General features: G+C 58.5%; 11 protein-coding genes and 1 tRNA gene. All 12 read left to right on the top strand.

Annotation, left to right across the window (positions count from 1 at the left end; translation table 11 throughout):
• The first annotated feature begins 87 nt into the window (after nt 1-87).
• The 12 genes from A6D6_RS20130 to fusA all read left to right on the top strand — a co-directional run bounded on the left by A6D6_RS20130 (nt 88) and on the right by fusA (nt 15,540).
• Nucleotides 88-163 (top strand) — tRNA-Trp (locus A6D6_RS20130).
• A 42-nt stretch (nt 164-205) separates the two neighbouring features.
• Nucleotides 206-580: a preprotein translocase subunit SecE gene (gene secE, locus A6D6_RS20125; protein WP_133492910.1), complete on the top strand. Its 375-nt coding sequence runs from the start codon at nt 206-208 to the stop codon at nt 578-580.
• Between the two features lie 9 nt (nt 581-589).
• Entirely contained in the window at nt 590-1,132 is a 543-nt protein-coding gene (gene nusG / locus A6D6_RS20120; protein WP_022996210.1) for a transcription termination/antitermination protein NusG, read from the top strand.
• An 89-nt stretch (nt 1,133-1,221) separates the two neighbouring features.
• The gene (gene rplK / locus A6D6_RS20115) at nt 1,222-1,650 is read left to right on the top strand and encodes a 50S ribosomal protein L11 (RefSeq protein ID WP_014996123.1); all 429 of its coding nucleotides are present in this window, start codon (nt 1,222-1,224) and stop codon (nt 1,648-1,650) included.
• A gap of 3 nt (nt 1,651-1,653) precedes the next feature.
• Nucleotides 1,654-2,349, top strand: a complete 696-nt coding sequence (gene rplA / locus A6D6_RS20110; protein WP_133492909.1) for a 50S ribosomal protein L1 — start codon at nt 1,654-1,656, stop codon at nt 2,347-2,349.
• 296 nt (nt 2,350-2,645) lie between these two features.
• The gene (gene rplJ / locus A6D6_RS20105; protein WP_014996121.1) at nt 2,646-3,179 is read left to right on the top strand and encodes a 50S ribosomal protein L10; all 534 of its coding nucleotides are present in this window, start codon (nt 2,646-2,648) and stop codon (nt 3,177-3,179) included.
• A gap of 69 nt (nt 3,180-3,248) precedes the next feature.
• A complete protein-coding gene (rplL, locus tag A6D6_RS20100) occupies nt 3,249-3,629 on the top strand; it encodes a 50S ribosomal protein L7/L12 (protein ID WP_022996212.1) in 381 nt (126 codons plus the stop codon).
• A 149-nt stretch (nt 3,630-3,778) separates the two neighbouring features.
• A complete protein-coding gene (rpoB, locus tag A6D6_RS20095) occupies nt 3,779-7,921 on the top strand; it encodes a DNA-directed RNA polymerase subunit beta (RefSeq protein WP_159661699.1) in 4,143 nt (1,380 codons plus the stop codon).
• Nucleotides 7,922-8,021: 100 nt separating this feature from the next.
• Complete coding sequence (gene rpoC, locus A6D6_RS20090; RefSeq protein ID WP_133492907.1) at nt 8,022-12,224, top strand: DNA-directed RNA polymerase subunit beta'; 4,203 nt, start codon at nt 8,022-8,024, stop codon at nt 12,222-12,224.
• A gap of 176 nt (nt 12,225-12,400) precedes the next feature.
• Complete coding sequence (gene rpsL, locus A6D6_RS20085) at nt 12,401-12,775, top strand: 30S ribosomal protein S12 (RefSeq protein WP_014996117.1); 375 nt, start codon at nt 12,401-12,403, stop codon at nt 12,773-12,775.
• A 116-nt stretch (nt 12,776-12,891) separates the two neighbouring features.
• Entirely contained in the window at nt 12,892-13,362 is a 471-nt protein-coding gene (gene rpsG / locus A6D6_RS20080; RefSeq protein WP_133492906.1) for a 30S ribosomal protein S7, read from the top strand.
• A 78-nt stretch (nt 13,363-13,440) separates the two neighbouring features.
• Nucleotides 13,441-15,540 (top strand): elongation factor G, encoded by a 2,100-nt coding sequence (gene fusA, locus A6D6_RS20075; RefSeq protein WP_159661698.1) that lies wholly within the window; start codon nt 13,441-13,443, stop codon nt 15,538-15,540.
• Nucleotides 15,541-15,601 lie beyond the last annotated feature (61 nt).

The following is a 15,601-nucleotide window of genomic DNA, read 5'->3' as shown; positions in this document are numbered from 1 at the left end:
CCGGCGTGGTGGCCAAGATCGTAGAGTAAGACAATGCGAGGCCGGAGCTTCGGCTCCGGCCTGTTTTGTTTTTGAAAAGCAAGTTACAGGCCAGTAGTTCAATTGGTAGAGCACCGGTCTCCAAAACCGGCTGTTGGGGGTTCGAGTCCCTCCTGGCCTGCCAATTTTCCCAGAGCTGCCGTCAGGCGGCGGGGTGCATCGGCAGATGAACGAGAAAGTTGAAGGGCAATCTGGGTCCTCCGCTCTAGAGGTCATCAAGTGGCTCGTCGTTGCCGCTCTGGTGGCCGCTGCTGTTTTTGGAAACAGCTATTTCTCCGACGTGTCTCCTCTGTATCGGGCCCTTGGCGTAGTGGTGGTTGGCCTGGTCGCGGCCTTTGTGGCTTTGCAGACCGAGCAGGGCAAGTCCTTCAATCAACTGCGTAAGGACTCCATGGTGGAGCTGCGCAAGGTGGTGTGGCCCACCCGTCAGGAAACGCTGCAAACCACGCTGATCGTTCTGGTCTTCGTGGTGATCGTGGCGTTGCTGTTGTTCGTGCTCGACTGGGCGCTCAACGGCCTGATCTCGACGCTCATCGGCTAAGGGGTACACATGGCTAAGCGCTGGTACGTGGTACACGCCTATTCCGGCTTTGAAAAGCACGTTAAACGAGCTCTGGAAGAGCGCATCAAGTTGCGCTCCATGGAAGAGTTGTTTGGCGAGATTCTCGTGCCCACCGAAGAGGTGGTCGAGATTCGTGGCGGCCAGAAACGTAAGTCCGAGCGGAAATTTTTCCCAGGCTATGTGTTGGTGCAAATGGAGATGTGCGACGACTCCTGGCACCTGGTGAAGGAAACGCCGAAGGTGATGGGCTTCATCGGTGAAGACCCGAAGAACCCGGGGCGTGTTTCACCGATCACCCAGAAAGAGGCGGATGCCATTCTGCGCCGCATGGATGACGCTGTTGAAAAGCCGAAGCCAAAGACGCTGTTCGAGCCCGGCGAAGTGGTGCGGGTCATCGATGGGCCGTTCGCCGACTTCAATGGCGTGGTCGAGGAAGTCAACTACGAGAAAAGCCGGCTGCATGTGGCCGTGCTTATTTTCGGTCGCTCTACTCCGGTGGAGCTGGAATTCGGTCAGGTCGAAAAAACCTGACGCCCGTCCCGGCGATCTTCGCCGGGTTGTCGACAACCTGAGGGGAGCCTGTTTGATGCGGGCGTTCGCACCCAAGGAGTCTCAATACCATGGCTAAGAAAGTACAAGCCTACATCAAGCTGCAGGTGGCAGCGGGTCAGGCTAACCCTTCACCGCCTGTTGGTCCCGCGCTGGGCCAGCATGGTGTGAACATCATGGAGTTCTGTAAGGCATTCAATGCCCAGACTCAGCAGCTGGATGCCGGTGCGCCGGTTCCGGTGGTGATTACGGTTTATAACGACCGTTCCTTCACCTTCACCATGAAGACCCCGCCGGCCGCGTACCTGCTGAAGAAAGCAGCGGGCATCAAGAGCGGTTCCGGTGAGCCCAACACCAAGAAGGTGGGCAAGGTGAATCGTGCGCAACTGGAAGAGATCGCCAAGGCGAAAGAACCGGATCTGACGGCTGCCGATCTGGATGCCGCCGTGCGCACCATCGCGGGCTCAGCCCGTTCCATGGGCCTGGACGTGGAGGACTAATCAATGGCCAAGTTGTCCAAACGCGCCCGCGCCATCCGCGAAAAAATCGAACCGGGCAAGGCGTACCCGGTTGAAGAAGCAGTGGCTCTGCTGACTGAGCTGTCCGCGGTGAAATTCAAAGAGTCCATCGACGTGGCGGTGAACCTGGGTGTTGACCCGCGTAAATCCGACCAGAACGTTCGTGGCGCTTCTGTTCTGCCTCACGGTACGGGCAAAACCGTTCGTGTGGCGGTGTTCGCTCAAGGCGCCAAAGCCGAAGAAGCGAAAGAAGCCGGTGCCGACGTGGTGGGCTTCGACGACCTGGCCGAACAGGTTCAGGGCGGCGAAATCAACTTCGATGTGGTGATTGCTTCTCCCGACGCCATGCGCGTGGTTGGCAAGCTGGGTACCATCCTTGGTCCCCGCGGCCTGATGCCGAACCCGAAAGTGGGTACCGTGACCCCGGATGTGGCCCAGGCGGTGAAAAACGCCAAGGGCGGCCAGGTTCGTTACCGTACCGATAAGGGCGGCATTATCCACTGCACCGTTGGTCAGATTGGCTTTGACGCCAATGCCATCAAGGAAAACGTGGAAGCGCTGATCGCCGACCTGAAGAAAGCGAAACCGGCTTCCGCCAAGGGCGCGTACTTCAAGAAAGTAACGCTGTCCAGCACCATGGGTCCGGGCTTGGCGATCGATACCGCTTCCCTGGCCATGTAAGGTATTCGGGCCGTGCCGAGTGATCGGCGCGGCTCACGTTCTTTGATCCCGGCGGCATGTCGTCGGGGCGTCAAAGACCGCAGGTCCGTCTCGTGAGACGCAGTCTGGCTTTATGAGCTCAGGTCTCAGGGAAGGTTAAGGGGTGACCGCCTGCGTAGGCGCGGTAGTTACAAATCCTGTGTCAAAGCAGGGGCTGGCTTCCGCGATAACGACCGGGTAACCGGTCATGGCAACCGCCGGATCCTCGGTTATGCAGTCTGGGAATCCGGTTTGTTTGTGAATCCAGGAGGTAAATTGTGCCTTTGAATCTGGAGGACAAACGGGCGATTGTGGCTTCGGTGAACGCTGTTGCTTCCGAAGCTCTGTCTGCTGTGGTTGCCGACTATCGTGGTCTTTCCGTGGCTCAGATGACCGAGCTGCGCAAGAAGGCCCGCGAAACCGGCGTGTATCTGAAAGTGGTTCGGAACACGCTGGCCAAGCGCGCTGTTGAAGGTACCGAGTACGAGTGCCTCAACGATTCGCTGGTCGGCCCCACTGTCCTGGCGTTTTCCCAAGAAGATCCGGGCGCTGCTGCTCGGCTCATCAAGGATTTCGCCAAGGATCATGACAAGCTCGAAGTGAAAGCACTGGCTGTCGGCGGTGTGGCGTATGGTGCTCAGGACATCGATGTCCTGGCCAAGCTGCCTACTCGCGACGAAGCCCTTGCTCAGCTTTTGTCCGTCATGCAGGCCCCGGTGGCCAAGTTTGTCCGTACCCTCAACGAGGTGCCCGGCAAGTTTGTTCGCACGATGGCAGCCGTGAAGGACAAGAAACAGCAGGAAGCTGCCTGACATTAAGTCTGGTGGCGTAACTACCCGATCCAATCATGATCGCCCGTACGGTGATTTAGGAGATTGAAAATGGCCGTTTCCAAAGAAGATATCCTCAGCGCAGTTGCTGAAATGAGCGTTATGGACCTCGTTGAACTGATCGAGGCCATGGAAGAGAAGTTCGGTGTAACCGCAGCTGCAGCAGTGGCAGCCGCTCCGGCCGCCGCCGGTGGCGACGCTGGTGGCGCCGCTGAAGAGCAGACCGAGTTCGACGTGGTTCTGACCGGTTTCGGCGACAAGAAAGTCGGCGTGATCAAGGCAGTTCGCGAAGTAACTGGTCTGGGTCTGAAAGAAGCGAAAGACATGGTCGAGGGCGCTCCTGCTCCGGTCAAGGAAGGCGTTTCCAAAGACGAAGCCGAAGAGATCAAGAAAAAGATCGAAGAGGCTGGCGGTACCGTCGAGCTCAAGTAAGCGCGGTAACGCGATGTCTTTCCGCGACATCGAGGAAAGACGCCGGCTGGCAGCTTAAGGGCTGCCAGCCTTTTGTCGTTTCTGTACGAACGGTTTCGTGCAGAGATATCACCCAGGGGTGATAGGTGGTCAACAGCCGAGGAACGCAGATGGCATACTCATTCACTGAGAAAAAGCGGATCCGCAAAGATTTCGGCAAGCTTCCAAAGGTCATGGAGGTCCCGTACCTGCTGGCCATACAGCTCGATTCTTACCGCAAATTCCTACAGCAGGATAAAGGCGCCGAGGCGCGCTTGGATGAAGGCTTGGAAGCTGCCTTCCGGTCCGTTTTCCCGATTTCCAGTTACTCGGGCAACGCGGCCTTGGAGTATGCCGGCTATGAGTTCGGCAAACCGGTCTTTGATGTCAAGGAATGCATCATTCGTGGCACAACCTACGCCGCGCCGCTGCGCGTGCGCATCCGGTTGGTGATCTACGACAAAGAATCCAATGGTGCGATCAAGGACATCCGTGAGCAGCAGGTCTACATGGGCGAGATCCCATTGATGACCGAGAACGGTACCTTCGTGATTAATGGTACCGAGCGGGTCATCGTGTCCCAGCTACACCGCTCTCCGGGTGTGTTCTTTGACCACGACAAGGGTAAGACCCACTCTTCCGGCAAGCTGCTGTATTCCGCCCGGGTGATTCCCTACCGTGGTTCCTGGCTGGACTTCGAATTCGATCCGAAGGATCTGGTCTATGTGCGTATCGATCGCCGCCGCAAGCTGCCGGCGACCATTCTGCTGCGCGCGTTGGGCTATACCTCCGATGAAGTTCTGGAGATGTTCTTCGACACCAACGAGATTCTGAGCGAAGACGATGTCTATCGTATGCGTCTCGTGCCCGAACGTCTCCGTGGCGAGACCGCCACCTTCGACATCCTCGCCGGTGACGAAGTGGTGGTGGAACGTGGCCGCCGGGTAACCGCCCGCCACATTCGCCAGTTGGAAAAAGCCAATATCGAGTACCTGGAAATTCCGGCGGAATACCTCCAGGGCCGTTATCTGGCCAAGTCGATCATCGATGAGGACACTGGTGAGATTCTGGTCGAGTGTAATACCGAACTGACCGCCGATGTCCTGGAAAAACTGAACAAGGCGGGCGTGACCCGTTTCGAAACCCTGTATACCAATGATCTGGACCATGGTCCGTTCATTGCCGATACCCTGCGCGCCGATCCCACTCGCAGCCCGCTTGAGGCCCTGGTGGAAATCTATCGGATGATGCGCCCGGGTGAGCCGCCGACCAAGGAAGCGGCGGAAAACCTGTTCAAGAACCTGTTCTTCACCGACGAGCGTTACGATCTTTCCGGTGTCGGCCGGATGAAGTTCAATCGTCGTCTCGGCCGTGAAGTGGAAACCGGTCCGGGCATCCTCTACGACGGCCGCTATTTCAGCGCCCGTACCGACGAGGAGGGCAAGCAGTACCACGAACAGCTCGGTGACGACGTGTCCGATATCGTCGACGTGCTCAAGACGCTGGTGGATATCCGTAACGGTAACGGCGTGGTGGACGATATCGACCACCTCGGCAACCGCCGTGTGCGGTCCGTGGGCGAAATGGCGGAAAACCAGTTCCGCGTTGGTCTGGTGCGTGTTGAGCGGGCGGTGAAAGAACGTCTGAGCCTGGCGGAGTCCGAAGGGCTGATGCCACAGGACCTGATCAACGCCAAGCCAGTGGCCGCCGCGGTGAAGGAATTCTTCGGTTCCTCCCAGCTGTCCCAGTTCATGGACCAGAACAACCCGCTCTCCGAGGTCACCCACAAGCGTCGGGTGTCCGCGTTGGGTCCGGGCGGTCTGACCCGTGAGCGCGCCGGTTTCGAGGTGCGTGACGTGCACCCGACCCACTACGGTCGCGTATGTCCGATCGAGACCCCTGAAGGTCCGAACATCGGTCTGATCAACTCCCTGGCGAGTTACGCGCGTACCAACGAGTACGGCTTCCTGGAATCGCCTTACCGCAAGGTCATCGACGGCAAGGTCAGCGAGGAAATCGAGTACCTGTCCGCCATTGAGGAAGCTGAGTGCGTGATCGCGCAGGTCGACGCCAAGATGAACGATGACGGCAGCTTCGTGGAAGACTTCGTCACCGTGCGTCACCGCTACGAATTCACCGTCATGGAGCGCGACACCATCACTCATATGGATGTCTCGCCGCGCCAGGTGGTGTCCGTGGCCGCGTCCCTGATTCCGTTCCTGGAGCACGATGACGCCAACCGGGCACTGATGGGTTCCAACATGCAACGCCAGGCGGTGCCGACGCTGCGTGCCGACAAGCCTCTGGTGGGCACCGGCTTCGAACGTCACGTGGCCCGGGATTCCGGGGTTTGCGTGGTGGCCCAGCGTGGTGGCGTGGTCGACAAGGTGGATGCTTCGCGCATCATCGTCAAAGTCAATGACGATGAAGTGGCCGAGGGTGAGGCCGGTGTGGACATCTACAACCTGACCAAATACACCCGTTCCAACCAGAACACCTGCATTAACCAGCGTCCGCTGGTGAAGGTGGGTGACAAAGTGGCGGCACGGGACATCATGGCGGATGGTCCGTCCGTGGACATGGGTGAGTTGGCGCTGGGTCAGAACATGCGCGTCGCCTTCATGCCCTGGAACGGTTACAACTTCGAGGATTCCATCCTCATCTCCGAGCGGGTGGTGAAGGAGGATCGCTTTACCTCCATCCACATCCAGGAGCTGACTTGTATCGCCCGTGATACCAAGTTGGGCGCGGAGGAAATTACCGCGGATATTCCCAACGTGGGTGAAGCCGCGCTGGCGAAGCTGGACGAGTCCGGCATCGTCTACATCGGCGCGGAAGTGGAAGCTGGCGATATTCTGGTTGGTAAGGTGACGCCGAAAGGCGAGACCCAGCTTACCCCGGAAGAGAAGCTGCTGCGTGCCATCTTCGGTGAGAAGGCGTCCGACGTGAAGGACACCTCTCTGCGGGTTTCCTCTGGCGTCAAGGGCACGGTCATCGACGTGCAGGTGTTCACTCGTGATGGTGTTGAGAAAGACGAGCGCGCCAAGCAGATCGAGCAGGAGGCCCTGGAGAAATTCCGTAAGGATCTGAAAGACGAATACCGGATCCTTGAGCAGGACATTCTGGACCGTCTGCGTTCCGTGATGACGGGCAAGAAGGTCAACGGTGGTGCCGGTCTCAAGCGTGGCACCCAGCTGACCGACGAAGTCCTCAATGAGCTGGATGCGGAGAAATGGTTTGAACTGCGTCCGGCGGACGAGGATGTGGCCGAGCAGCTCGAGCGTGCGCACCAGTATCTGGAGCAGCACAAGAAAGAGCAGGACGAGCGCTACAAGGATAAACAGGCCAAGATCTCCGGCGGTGACGATCTGTCCCACGGTGTATTGAAGGTGGTCAAGGTTTACCTGGCTATCAAGCGTCGCATCCAGCCCGGTGACAAAATGGCCGGTCGTCACGGTAACAAAGGTGTGATCTCCGTGATCATGCCCGAGGAAGATATGCCGTATGACGACAATGGCGTTCCGGTGGACGTGGTGTTGAACCCGCTGGGTGTGCCGTCGCGGATGAACGTGGGGCAGATTCTTGAAACCCACCTTGGCTGGGCCGCCAAAGGTCTGGGTGAGCGTATCGGCGAGATGCTGGACGAGCAGAAGAAAGTCGCCGAAGTGCGTGACTTCCTCGATCAGATCTACAACCGCACCGGCGCCGGCGGCAGCCGCGAAAGCCTGGATCAGTTCTCCGATGACGAGATCATCGAGCTGGCCAGCAACCTGCGTGGTGGTGTGCCGATGGCGACCGCGGTATTCGATGGTGCCAAGGAATACGAGATCAAGGCGCTGTTGGAACTGGCCAGGCGGGACCAGTCTGGTCAGATCGAGCTGTGGGATGGCCGTACCGGTGAGAAGTTCGACCGCAAGGTGACCGTCGGCTACATGTACATGCTGAAACTGAACCACTTGGTGGACGACAAGATGCACGCGCGTTCCACCGGTTCCTACAGCCTGGTTACCCAGCAGCCGCTGGGTGGTAAGGCGCAGTTTGGTGGTCAGCGTTTCGGTGAGATGGAAGTGTGGGCACTGGAGGCTTATGGCGCCGCCTACACGCTGCAGGAAATGCTCACCGTGAAATCCGATGATGTGAACGGGCGCACGCGCATCTACAAGAACATCGTCGACGGAGATCACCGGATGGATCCGGGCATGCCGGAATCCTTCAACGTGCTGTTGAAGGAGATCCGCTCCCTCGGTATCAACATCGAGCTGGAAAACGACTGAGGTCGTGGCGCCGTTTCGCCAGAAGCGGAACGGCGCCGCTGCCTGACCCGGATTTAGTAGGAAAGAATCGCGAGCGAAAGCTCCATACGGAGGACTGGCCTTGAAAGACTTGCTGAATTTGCTCAAAAGTCAGGGACAAGTCACGGAGTTTGACAAGATCCGCATCGGTCTCGCACCGCCGGATCTGATCCGCTCCTGGTCTTTTGGCGAAGTGAAAAAGCCGGAGACCATTAACTACCGCACCTTTAAGCCGGAGCGTGATGGCCTGTTCTGTGCACGCATTTTTGGTCCGATCAAGGATTACGAATGCCTGTGCGGAAAGTACAAGCGTCTCAAGCACCGTGGTGTGATCTGTGAGAAATGTGGCGTTGAAGTCACTCTCTCCAAGGTTCGCCGTGAGCGTATGGGTCATATCGAGCTGGCCAGCCCGGTTGCCCACATCTGGTTCCTGAAGTCACTGCCGTCCCGTATCGGTCTGATGCTGGACATGACCCTGCGCGACATCGAGCGGGTGCTGTACTTCGAATCCTTTGTCGTAACCGAGCCGGGCATGACCACCCTGGAGCGTGGCCAGCTGCTGACCGACGAAGAGTACTTCGATGCGCTGGAACAGTTCGGCGATGAGTTCGAAGCGAAGATGGGCGCCGAAGCGGTGCAACAGCTTCTGCAGGACCTGGATCTGCGTGACGAGATCAACACTCTGCGTGAAGAGATTGACTCCACCAACTCCGACACCAAGCTGAAGAAGCTGTCCAAGCGGCTGAAGCTGATGGAAGCGTTCCAGGCTTCCGGCAATGAGCCGGAATGGATGATCATGACGGTTCTGCCAGTGTTGCCGCCGGATCTGCGTCCGTTGGTACCGCTGGATGGTGGCCGCTTCGCCACTTCCGACCTGAACGATCTGTATCGCCGGGTGATCAACCGGAATAATCGTCTCAAGCGCCTGCTGGACCTGAATGCCCCGGACATCATCGTGCGTAACGAAAAACGCATGCTGCAGGAGTCCGTGGATGCGCTGCTGGACAACGGTCGCCGCGGCCGTGCCATCACGGGCTCCAACAAGCGCCCGCTGAAGTCGCTGGCGGACATGATTAAAGGTAAGCAGGGGCGTTTCCGGCAGAACCTGCTCGGTAAGCGGGTGGACTATTCCGGTCGTTCCGTGATCGTGGTGGGGCCGACCCTGAAACTGCACGAGTGCGGTTTGCCGAAAAAGATGGCGCTGGAGCTGTTCAAGCCATTTATCTTCTCCAAGCTGGAAGGTCGTGGCCTGGCCACCACCATCAAGGCGGCCAAGAAGATGGTCGAGCGCGAGACCGCCGAGGTCTGGGATATCCTGGCTGAGGTGATCCGCGAGCACCCGGTGATGCTGAACCGGGCGCCGACACTGCACCGTCTTGGTATCCAGGCGTTCGAGCCGGTGTTGATTGAAGGTAAAGCCATTCAGCTGCACCCGCTGGTGTGTGCCGCCTTCAACGCCGACTTCGACGGCGACCAGATGGCGGTGCACGTACCGCTGACCCTGGAAGCGCAGCTCGAAGCGCGCGCTTTGATGATGTCCACCAACAACATCCTGTCACCGGCGAATGGTGAGCCGATCATCGGTCCGACCCAGGACGTGGTGTTGGGGTTGTACTACATCAGCCGTGAGAAGGTGAACGTCAAAGGCGAAGGCCGGGTATTCGCCGACACCAAGGAAGTGATGCGTGCCCTGGGCACCAAAGAGGTGGATCTGCACGCTCGCATCAAGGTGCGACTGGAAGACGTGGTCAAGGATCAGGAAGGCAACATTCACCGGGAATGGCGTATCGCCGATACCACCCCGGGTCGTTGTAAGCTGTGGGATATCGTGCCGGAAGGTATCGGCTTCGACATGGTCAACCAGAACATGACCAAGAAAGCGATTTCCAAGCTGTTGAACACCTGCTACCGGATTCTGGGCACCAAGGAAACCTGTATTTTCGCTGACCAGATCATGTATCTGGGCTTCAGGGAAGCGACCCTGTCCGGCTCTTCCATTGGTGTGGAGGACATGGTCATTCCGCAGGCCAAATACGAGCTGATCGGTAAGGCCGAGGAAGAGGTGCGCGAGATCGAGGAGCAATTCGCTTCCGGTCTGGTAACCCGCGGTGAGCGCTACAACAAGGTTGTGGACATCTGGTCCCGTACCAACGACCAGATCGCCAAGGCGATGATGGAGAACCTGAAGACCGAAGTGGTGAAAAACCGCGAAGGCAAGGATGAAGAGCAGGGCTCCTTCAACTCCATCTTCATGATGGCCGATTCCGGGGCGCGGGGTTCCGCCGCCCAGATTCGTCAGCTGGCCGGCATGCGCGGCCTGATGGCCAAGCCGGACGGCTCCATTATCGAAACGCCGATTACCAGTAACTTCCGTGAAGGTCTGAACGTACTGCAGTACTTCATCTCCACTCACGGTGCCCGGAAAGGTCTGGCGGATACCGCATTGAAGACCGCGAACTCCGGTTACCTGACCCGTCGTCTGGTGGACGTGGCCCAGGATCTGGTGATCACCGAGGAAGACTGCGGCACCGAGCAGGGTCTGATCATGACTCCGCTGATCGAGGGTGGCGATGTGGTCGAGCCTCTGCGTGAGCGGGTGCTGGGCCGGGTCGTGGCTCGCGACGTGATGAATCCGCTGAACCAGGACGAAGTCGCCGTGGAAGCCGGCACCCTGCTGGACGAAGTCTGGGTGGACAAGCTGGAATCCATGGGTGTGGATGAAGTGAAGGTGCGCTCTTCCATCACTTGTGCCACCCGCTGGGGTGTATGTTCCGCCTGTTACGGCCGTGACCTGGCTCGTGGCCATCGGGTCAACGTGGGTGAGGCTGTCGGTGTGATCGCGGCCCAGTCCATTGGTGAGCCGGGTACCCAGCTGACCATGCGGACCTTCCACATTGGTGGCGCGGCAAGCCGTGCCTCCGCGGTATCCAGCATTCAGATCAAGCACGGTGGCAAGGTGCGTTTCCATAACGCCAAGCACGTGACTCATAAAGACGGTCTGGTGATCGTTTCCCGCTCAGCTGAGTTGGCGGTGGCCGATGACCTGGGCCGTGAGCGCGAGCGTTACAAGGTGCCCTACGGTGCGCTGGTTACGGTGAATGAAGGTGACGCGGTGGACGGAGGCCAGGTCGTGGCGACTTGGGATCCGCACACCCACCCGATCATCGCCGAAGTGGCGGGTAAGGTGCAGTTCGGGGATATGGAAGAAGGTATCGCCGTTAACTACCAGACCGATGAGTTGACCGGCCTGACCAACATTGAGGTCATGCCGAGCCAGGATCGCCCTTCCGCGGGTAAGGATCTGCGTCCGGTGGTCCGGGTGGTGGATGGTAAAGGTAAGGCGGTGAGCCTGCCGAATACCGATGTCCCGGCCAACTACTTCCTGCCCGGTGGCGCTTTGTGTGGCCTGAAGAACGGGGCCGATATCTCGGTGGGTGACGTTATCGCGCGGATTCCGCAGGAGTCCTCCAAGACCCGGGATATCACCGGTGGTCTGCCGCGGGTGGCGGATCTGTTCGAGGCCCGTAACCCGAAGGAAGCGGCTATCCTGGCGGAAAAAACCGGTACCGTGTCCTTCGGCAAGGAAACCAAGGGTAAGGTACGTTTGGTGATCACTCCGGACGACGGTGGCGACACCTACGAGGAACTGATTCCCAAATGGCGTCAGCTCAACGTGTTCGAAGGTGAGCACGTGGAGAAGGGTGAGGTGGTTTCCGATGGCCCGCTGAACCCGCACGACATTCTGCGTCTCAAGGGAGAGGTGGAACTGGCCCGCTACATCGTCAACGAGGTGCAGGAGGTTTACCGCCTGCAGGGTGTGAAGATCAACGATAAGCATATCGAAACGATCATCCGCCAAATGTTGCGTAAGGTGGAAATCACCGAAGTGGGCGAGTCGACCTTCATCAAGGGCGAGCAAGTGGAATACGCCCGGGTGATGGAGGAACTGGATCGCCTGAAAGGTGAAGACAAGATGCGTCCTCAGTTCGAACGGATGCTGCTGGGTATCACCAAGGCTTCCCTGGCCACCGAGTCGTTCATCTCCGCGGCCTCCTTCCAGGAGACCACCCGGGTGTTGACCGAAGCAGCGGTAACCGGGAAGGAAGACGATCTCCGCGGTCTCAAGGAAAACGTGGTCGTGGGCCGTCTGATTCCGGCCGGGACTGGCTATGCCTATCACATGGATCGCCGGCGCCAGCGTGCGGATGCCCGCGGCGACGGTCCGACCATGGACGAGGTGGAGGCGGCCCTGTCCGAGGCGCTCAGCTCCTCTGGCCAGGAGTAAAGGGTCAGGAGTAACGGCCCAGGAATTAAGCGCCACCCAGGTCCCCTGGCATCTTGACTTGATGCCGGGGGGTCCCTAGAATCGCTCGCCCCTATTCTGTAGGTAGGAATCGGGTGGCGAAAATCTGACAATCAAGTCAGTTCGTCACAGAACTGTAAGCGTGGAGCAGTAGTTTCATGGCAACTGTAAACCAGCTGGTGCGCAACCCGCGCAAAAGCAAGGTAGAAAAAAGCGACTCGGTCGCCCTGCAGGGCTGCCCGCAGCGTCGCGGCGTTTGCACCCGGGTGTACACCACTACCCCGAAAAAGCCGAACTCCGCGCTGCGTAAAGTGTGCCGGGTGCGCCTGACCAACGGTTATGAAGTTTCTTCCTATATTCCGGGAGAAGGCCATAACCTGCAGGAGCACTCCGTGGTGCTGATCCGTGGCGGTCGTGTAAAAGACCTGCCTGGTGTGCGCTACCACACCGTGCGTGGCACCCTGGATACCGCCGGTGTTCAGGATCGCAAGCAGCGCCGTTCCAAGTACGGTGCCAAGCGGCCGAAGAAGTAAGTCGTAACCCTATTCATACAGCCGGGCGTTGGTCCCGGTGGGATGAGTAAGGCCGGGCCGGGTCCCGGATAACCTGAAGCATTCCCGCCCCGCGGGTAGTAAGAGGAACACATCCGATGCCAAGAAGACGCGTCGTCGCCAAGCGTGAGATCCTGCCGGATCCGAAATTTGGAAGCCAGTTGCTGGCCAAGTTCATGAACCACGTCATGGTGGACGGTAAGAAATCCGTCGCCGAGCGTATCGTCTACGGCGCTCTGGATATCGTGGCTGAGCGTAAGAGTGGCGAATCCCTGGAGCTGTTCGAAAAAGCCCTGGATAACATCCGTCCGGTGGTCGAGGTGAAGAGCCGTCGTGTTGGTGGCGCCACCTATCAGGTGCCGGTGGAAGTTCGCCCCAGCCGCCGTACCGCCCTGGCCATGCGTTGGCTGGTGGACTCCGCTCGTAAGCGGGGTGAGAAGAGCATGGCCCAGCGCCTCGCCGGTGAGGTGATGGACGCCGCGGAAGGCAAAGGCGCGGCGATGAAGAAGCGGGAAGACGTGCACCGTATGGCGGAGGCCAACAAGGCCTTCTCCCATTTCCGCTTCTAAGGCAGAGCGTAGACAGAGTAAACCGGCCTGCGACCAGGCCGGTTTTTGTATTGGATTCAGAGACTCGAGGTTAGCAGCGTGGCACGTAAGACTCCTCTCAACCGCTATCGCAACATCGGTATCTGCGCCCACGTGGACGCGGGTAAAACCACCACCACCGAGCGGATCCTGTTCTATACGGGTGTCAACCACAAGATGGGTGAAACCCACGACGGTGCGTCGACGACTGACTGGATGGAGCAGGAGCAGGAGCGGGGTATTACCATTACCTCGGCCGCGGTGACTGCTTTCTGGCAGGGCATGGATAAGCAGTACGATCAGCATCGCATTAACATTATCGATACTCCCGGGCACGTGGACTTCACCATTGAGGTGGAGCGTTCTTTGCGTGTTCTGGATGGTGCCGTGGTGGTGTTCTGTGGATCTTCGGGTGTGGAGCCTCAGTCCGAGACGGTGTGGCGTCAGGCCAACAAGTACAGCGTGCCGCGCATTGTGTTCGTTAACAAAATGGACCGCGCGGGTGCCGATTTTGACCGTGTCTGCGAGCAGATCCGCACCCGCCTGGGCGCCAAGGTTGTTCCGATCCAGTACAACATCGGCACTGAAGACGAGTTCAAAGGTATTGTCGACCTGATCCGGATGAAGGCGATCTTCTGGAATGAAGACGATCTGGGCATGAGCTATGAAGAGCGTGACGTCCCCGAGGAAGTGCTGTCCCGCTGTGAAGAGCTGCGTGAGCAGATGATGGAGGCGGCTGCTGAAGGCTCGGAAGAGCTGATGGAAAAGTACCTCGAGAATGGTGAGTTGGATAACGACGATATCAAGGCGGGGCTGCGCGAGCAGGTTCTGGCCAACGAAATCGTTCTGGCTCTGTGTGGTTCCGCCTTCAAGAACAAGGGCGTTCAAGCCATGCTTGATGCGGTTGTCGAGTTTCTGCCCGCTCCGGACGAGGTAAAGGCGATCCAGGGTACGCTGGAAGATGGCGAAACCGTTGAGTCCCGTAAGTCTTCCGATGACGAGCCGTTTTCCGCTCTGGCTTTCAAAATCGCTACTGACCCGTTTGTTGGCTCACTGACCTTCATCCGTGTTTACTCCGGTGTGGTGAACTCCGGTGACAGCGTGATGAACTCCGTGAAGCTGAAGAAGGAGCGGGTTGGTCGTCTGTTGCAGATGCACGCGAACAGCCGTGAGGAAATCAAGGAAGTTCGCGCTGGTGATATCGCCGCTTGCGTGGGTCTGAAGGATGTCACCACCGGTGACACTCTGTGTGATCCGAACAAGGTGATCGTGCTGGAGCGGATGGAGTTCCCGGAGCCGGTGATCTCCGTGGCGGTGGAGCCCAAGTCCAAGGCCGATCAGGAAAAAATGGGGTTGGCGCTAGGCCGTCTGGCTCAGGAGGACCCCTCTTTCCGCGTTAAGACCGACGAGGAGACCGGGCAAACCATCATCTCCGGTATGGGTGAGCTGCACCTGGACATCATCGTTGATCGCATGAAGCGTGAGTTCAAGGTGGAAGCGAACGTGGGCGCGCCGCAGGTGGCCTACCGTGAAACCTTCACCAGGCCCGCCGACGTTGAAGGTAAGTTCGTCAAGCAGTCCGGTGGTCGTGGTCAGTATGGTCACGTCAAGGTTAAGTTTGAGCCGATCGATCGGGATGAAGAGTTCCAGTTCGAAGAGCAAATCCATGGTGGTGTGGTGCCGAAAGAATACTTTGGCGCCATTCAGAAGGGTATCGATGAGCAGCTGCAGGCAGGTGTGCTGGCTGGTTATCCGATCCTTGGTGTGAAGGCCATCCTGTATGATGGTTCCTACCACGAAGTGGACTCCAACGAGAACGCCTTCCGCATGGCGGGTGGTCTGGCGGTGCGTAATGCCGCCAAGGAAGCCGGTGCGATCCTGCTGGAGCCGATCATGAAAGTGGAAGTGGTCACTCCGGAGGATTACATGGGTGACGTGATGGGTGACCTGAACCGTCGTCGTGGTACCGTCCAGGGTATGGATGACACGGTTTCCGGCAAGGTAATCCGTGCCGAGGTGCCGCTGTCCGAGATGTTCGGTTACGCCACCGACGTGCGTTCCATGTCCCAGGGTCGTGCCAGCTACTCCATGGAGTTCCTGAAGTACGCCGAGGCTCCGCGCAACATTGCCGAAGACGTGATCAACGGTAAGAAATCTTAAATTTACGGTGAATTTGTAAAGGTATAGAACCGTGGCAAAGGAAAAGTTTGAACGTAATAAA

This window comes from Alcanivorax xiamenensis, from assembly GCF_009846745.1.
GTDB classification, from domain to species: domain Bacteria; phylum Pseudomonadota; class Gammaproteobacteria; order Pseudomonadales; family Alcanivoracaceae; genus Alloalcanivorax; species Alloalcanivorax xiamenensis.
Note: the sequence above shows the minus strand (reverse complement) of the source record. Positions and strands in the feature narration are given on the sequence as shown.

Bases quoted from the DNA above. Each gene is read 5' to 3' on its own strand.
- rplA (WP_133492909.1), top strand. From the start codon at position 1,654: ATGGCCAAGTTGTCCAAACGCGCCCGCGCCATCCGCGAAAAAATCGAA.
- rpsL (WP_014996117.1), top strand. From the start codon at position 12,401: ATGGCAACTGTAAACCAGCTGGTGCGCAACCCGCGCAAAAGCAAGGTA.
- rplK (WP_014996123.1), top strand. From the start codon at position 1,222: ATGGCTAAGAAAGTACAAGCCTACATCAAGCTGCAGGTGGCAGCGGGT.
- rplL (WP_022996212.1), top strand. From the start codon at position 3,249: ATGGCCGTTTCCAAAGAAGATATCCTCAGCGCAGTTGCTGAAATGAGC.
- nusG (WP_022996210.1), top strand. From the start codon at position 590: ATGGCTAAGCGCTGGTACGTGGTACACGCCTATTCCGGCTTTGAAAAG.
- rpsG (WP_133492906.1), top strand. From the start codon at position 12,892: ATGCCAAGAAGACGCGTCGTCGCCAAGCGTGAGATCCTGCCGGATCCG.
- secE (WP_133492910.1), top strand. From the start codon at position 206: ATGAACGAGAAAGTTGAAGGGCAATCTGGGTCCTCCGCTCTAGAGGTC.
- rpoB (WP_159661699.1), top strand. From the start codon at position 3,779: ATGGCATACTCATTCACTGAGAAAAAGCGGATCCGCAAAGATTTCGGC.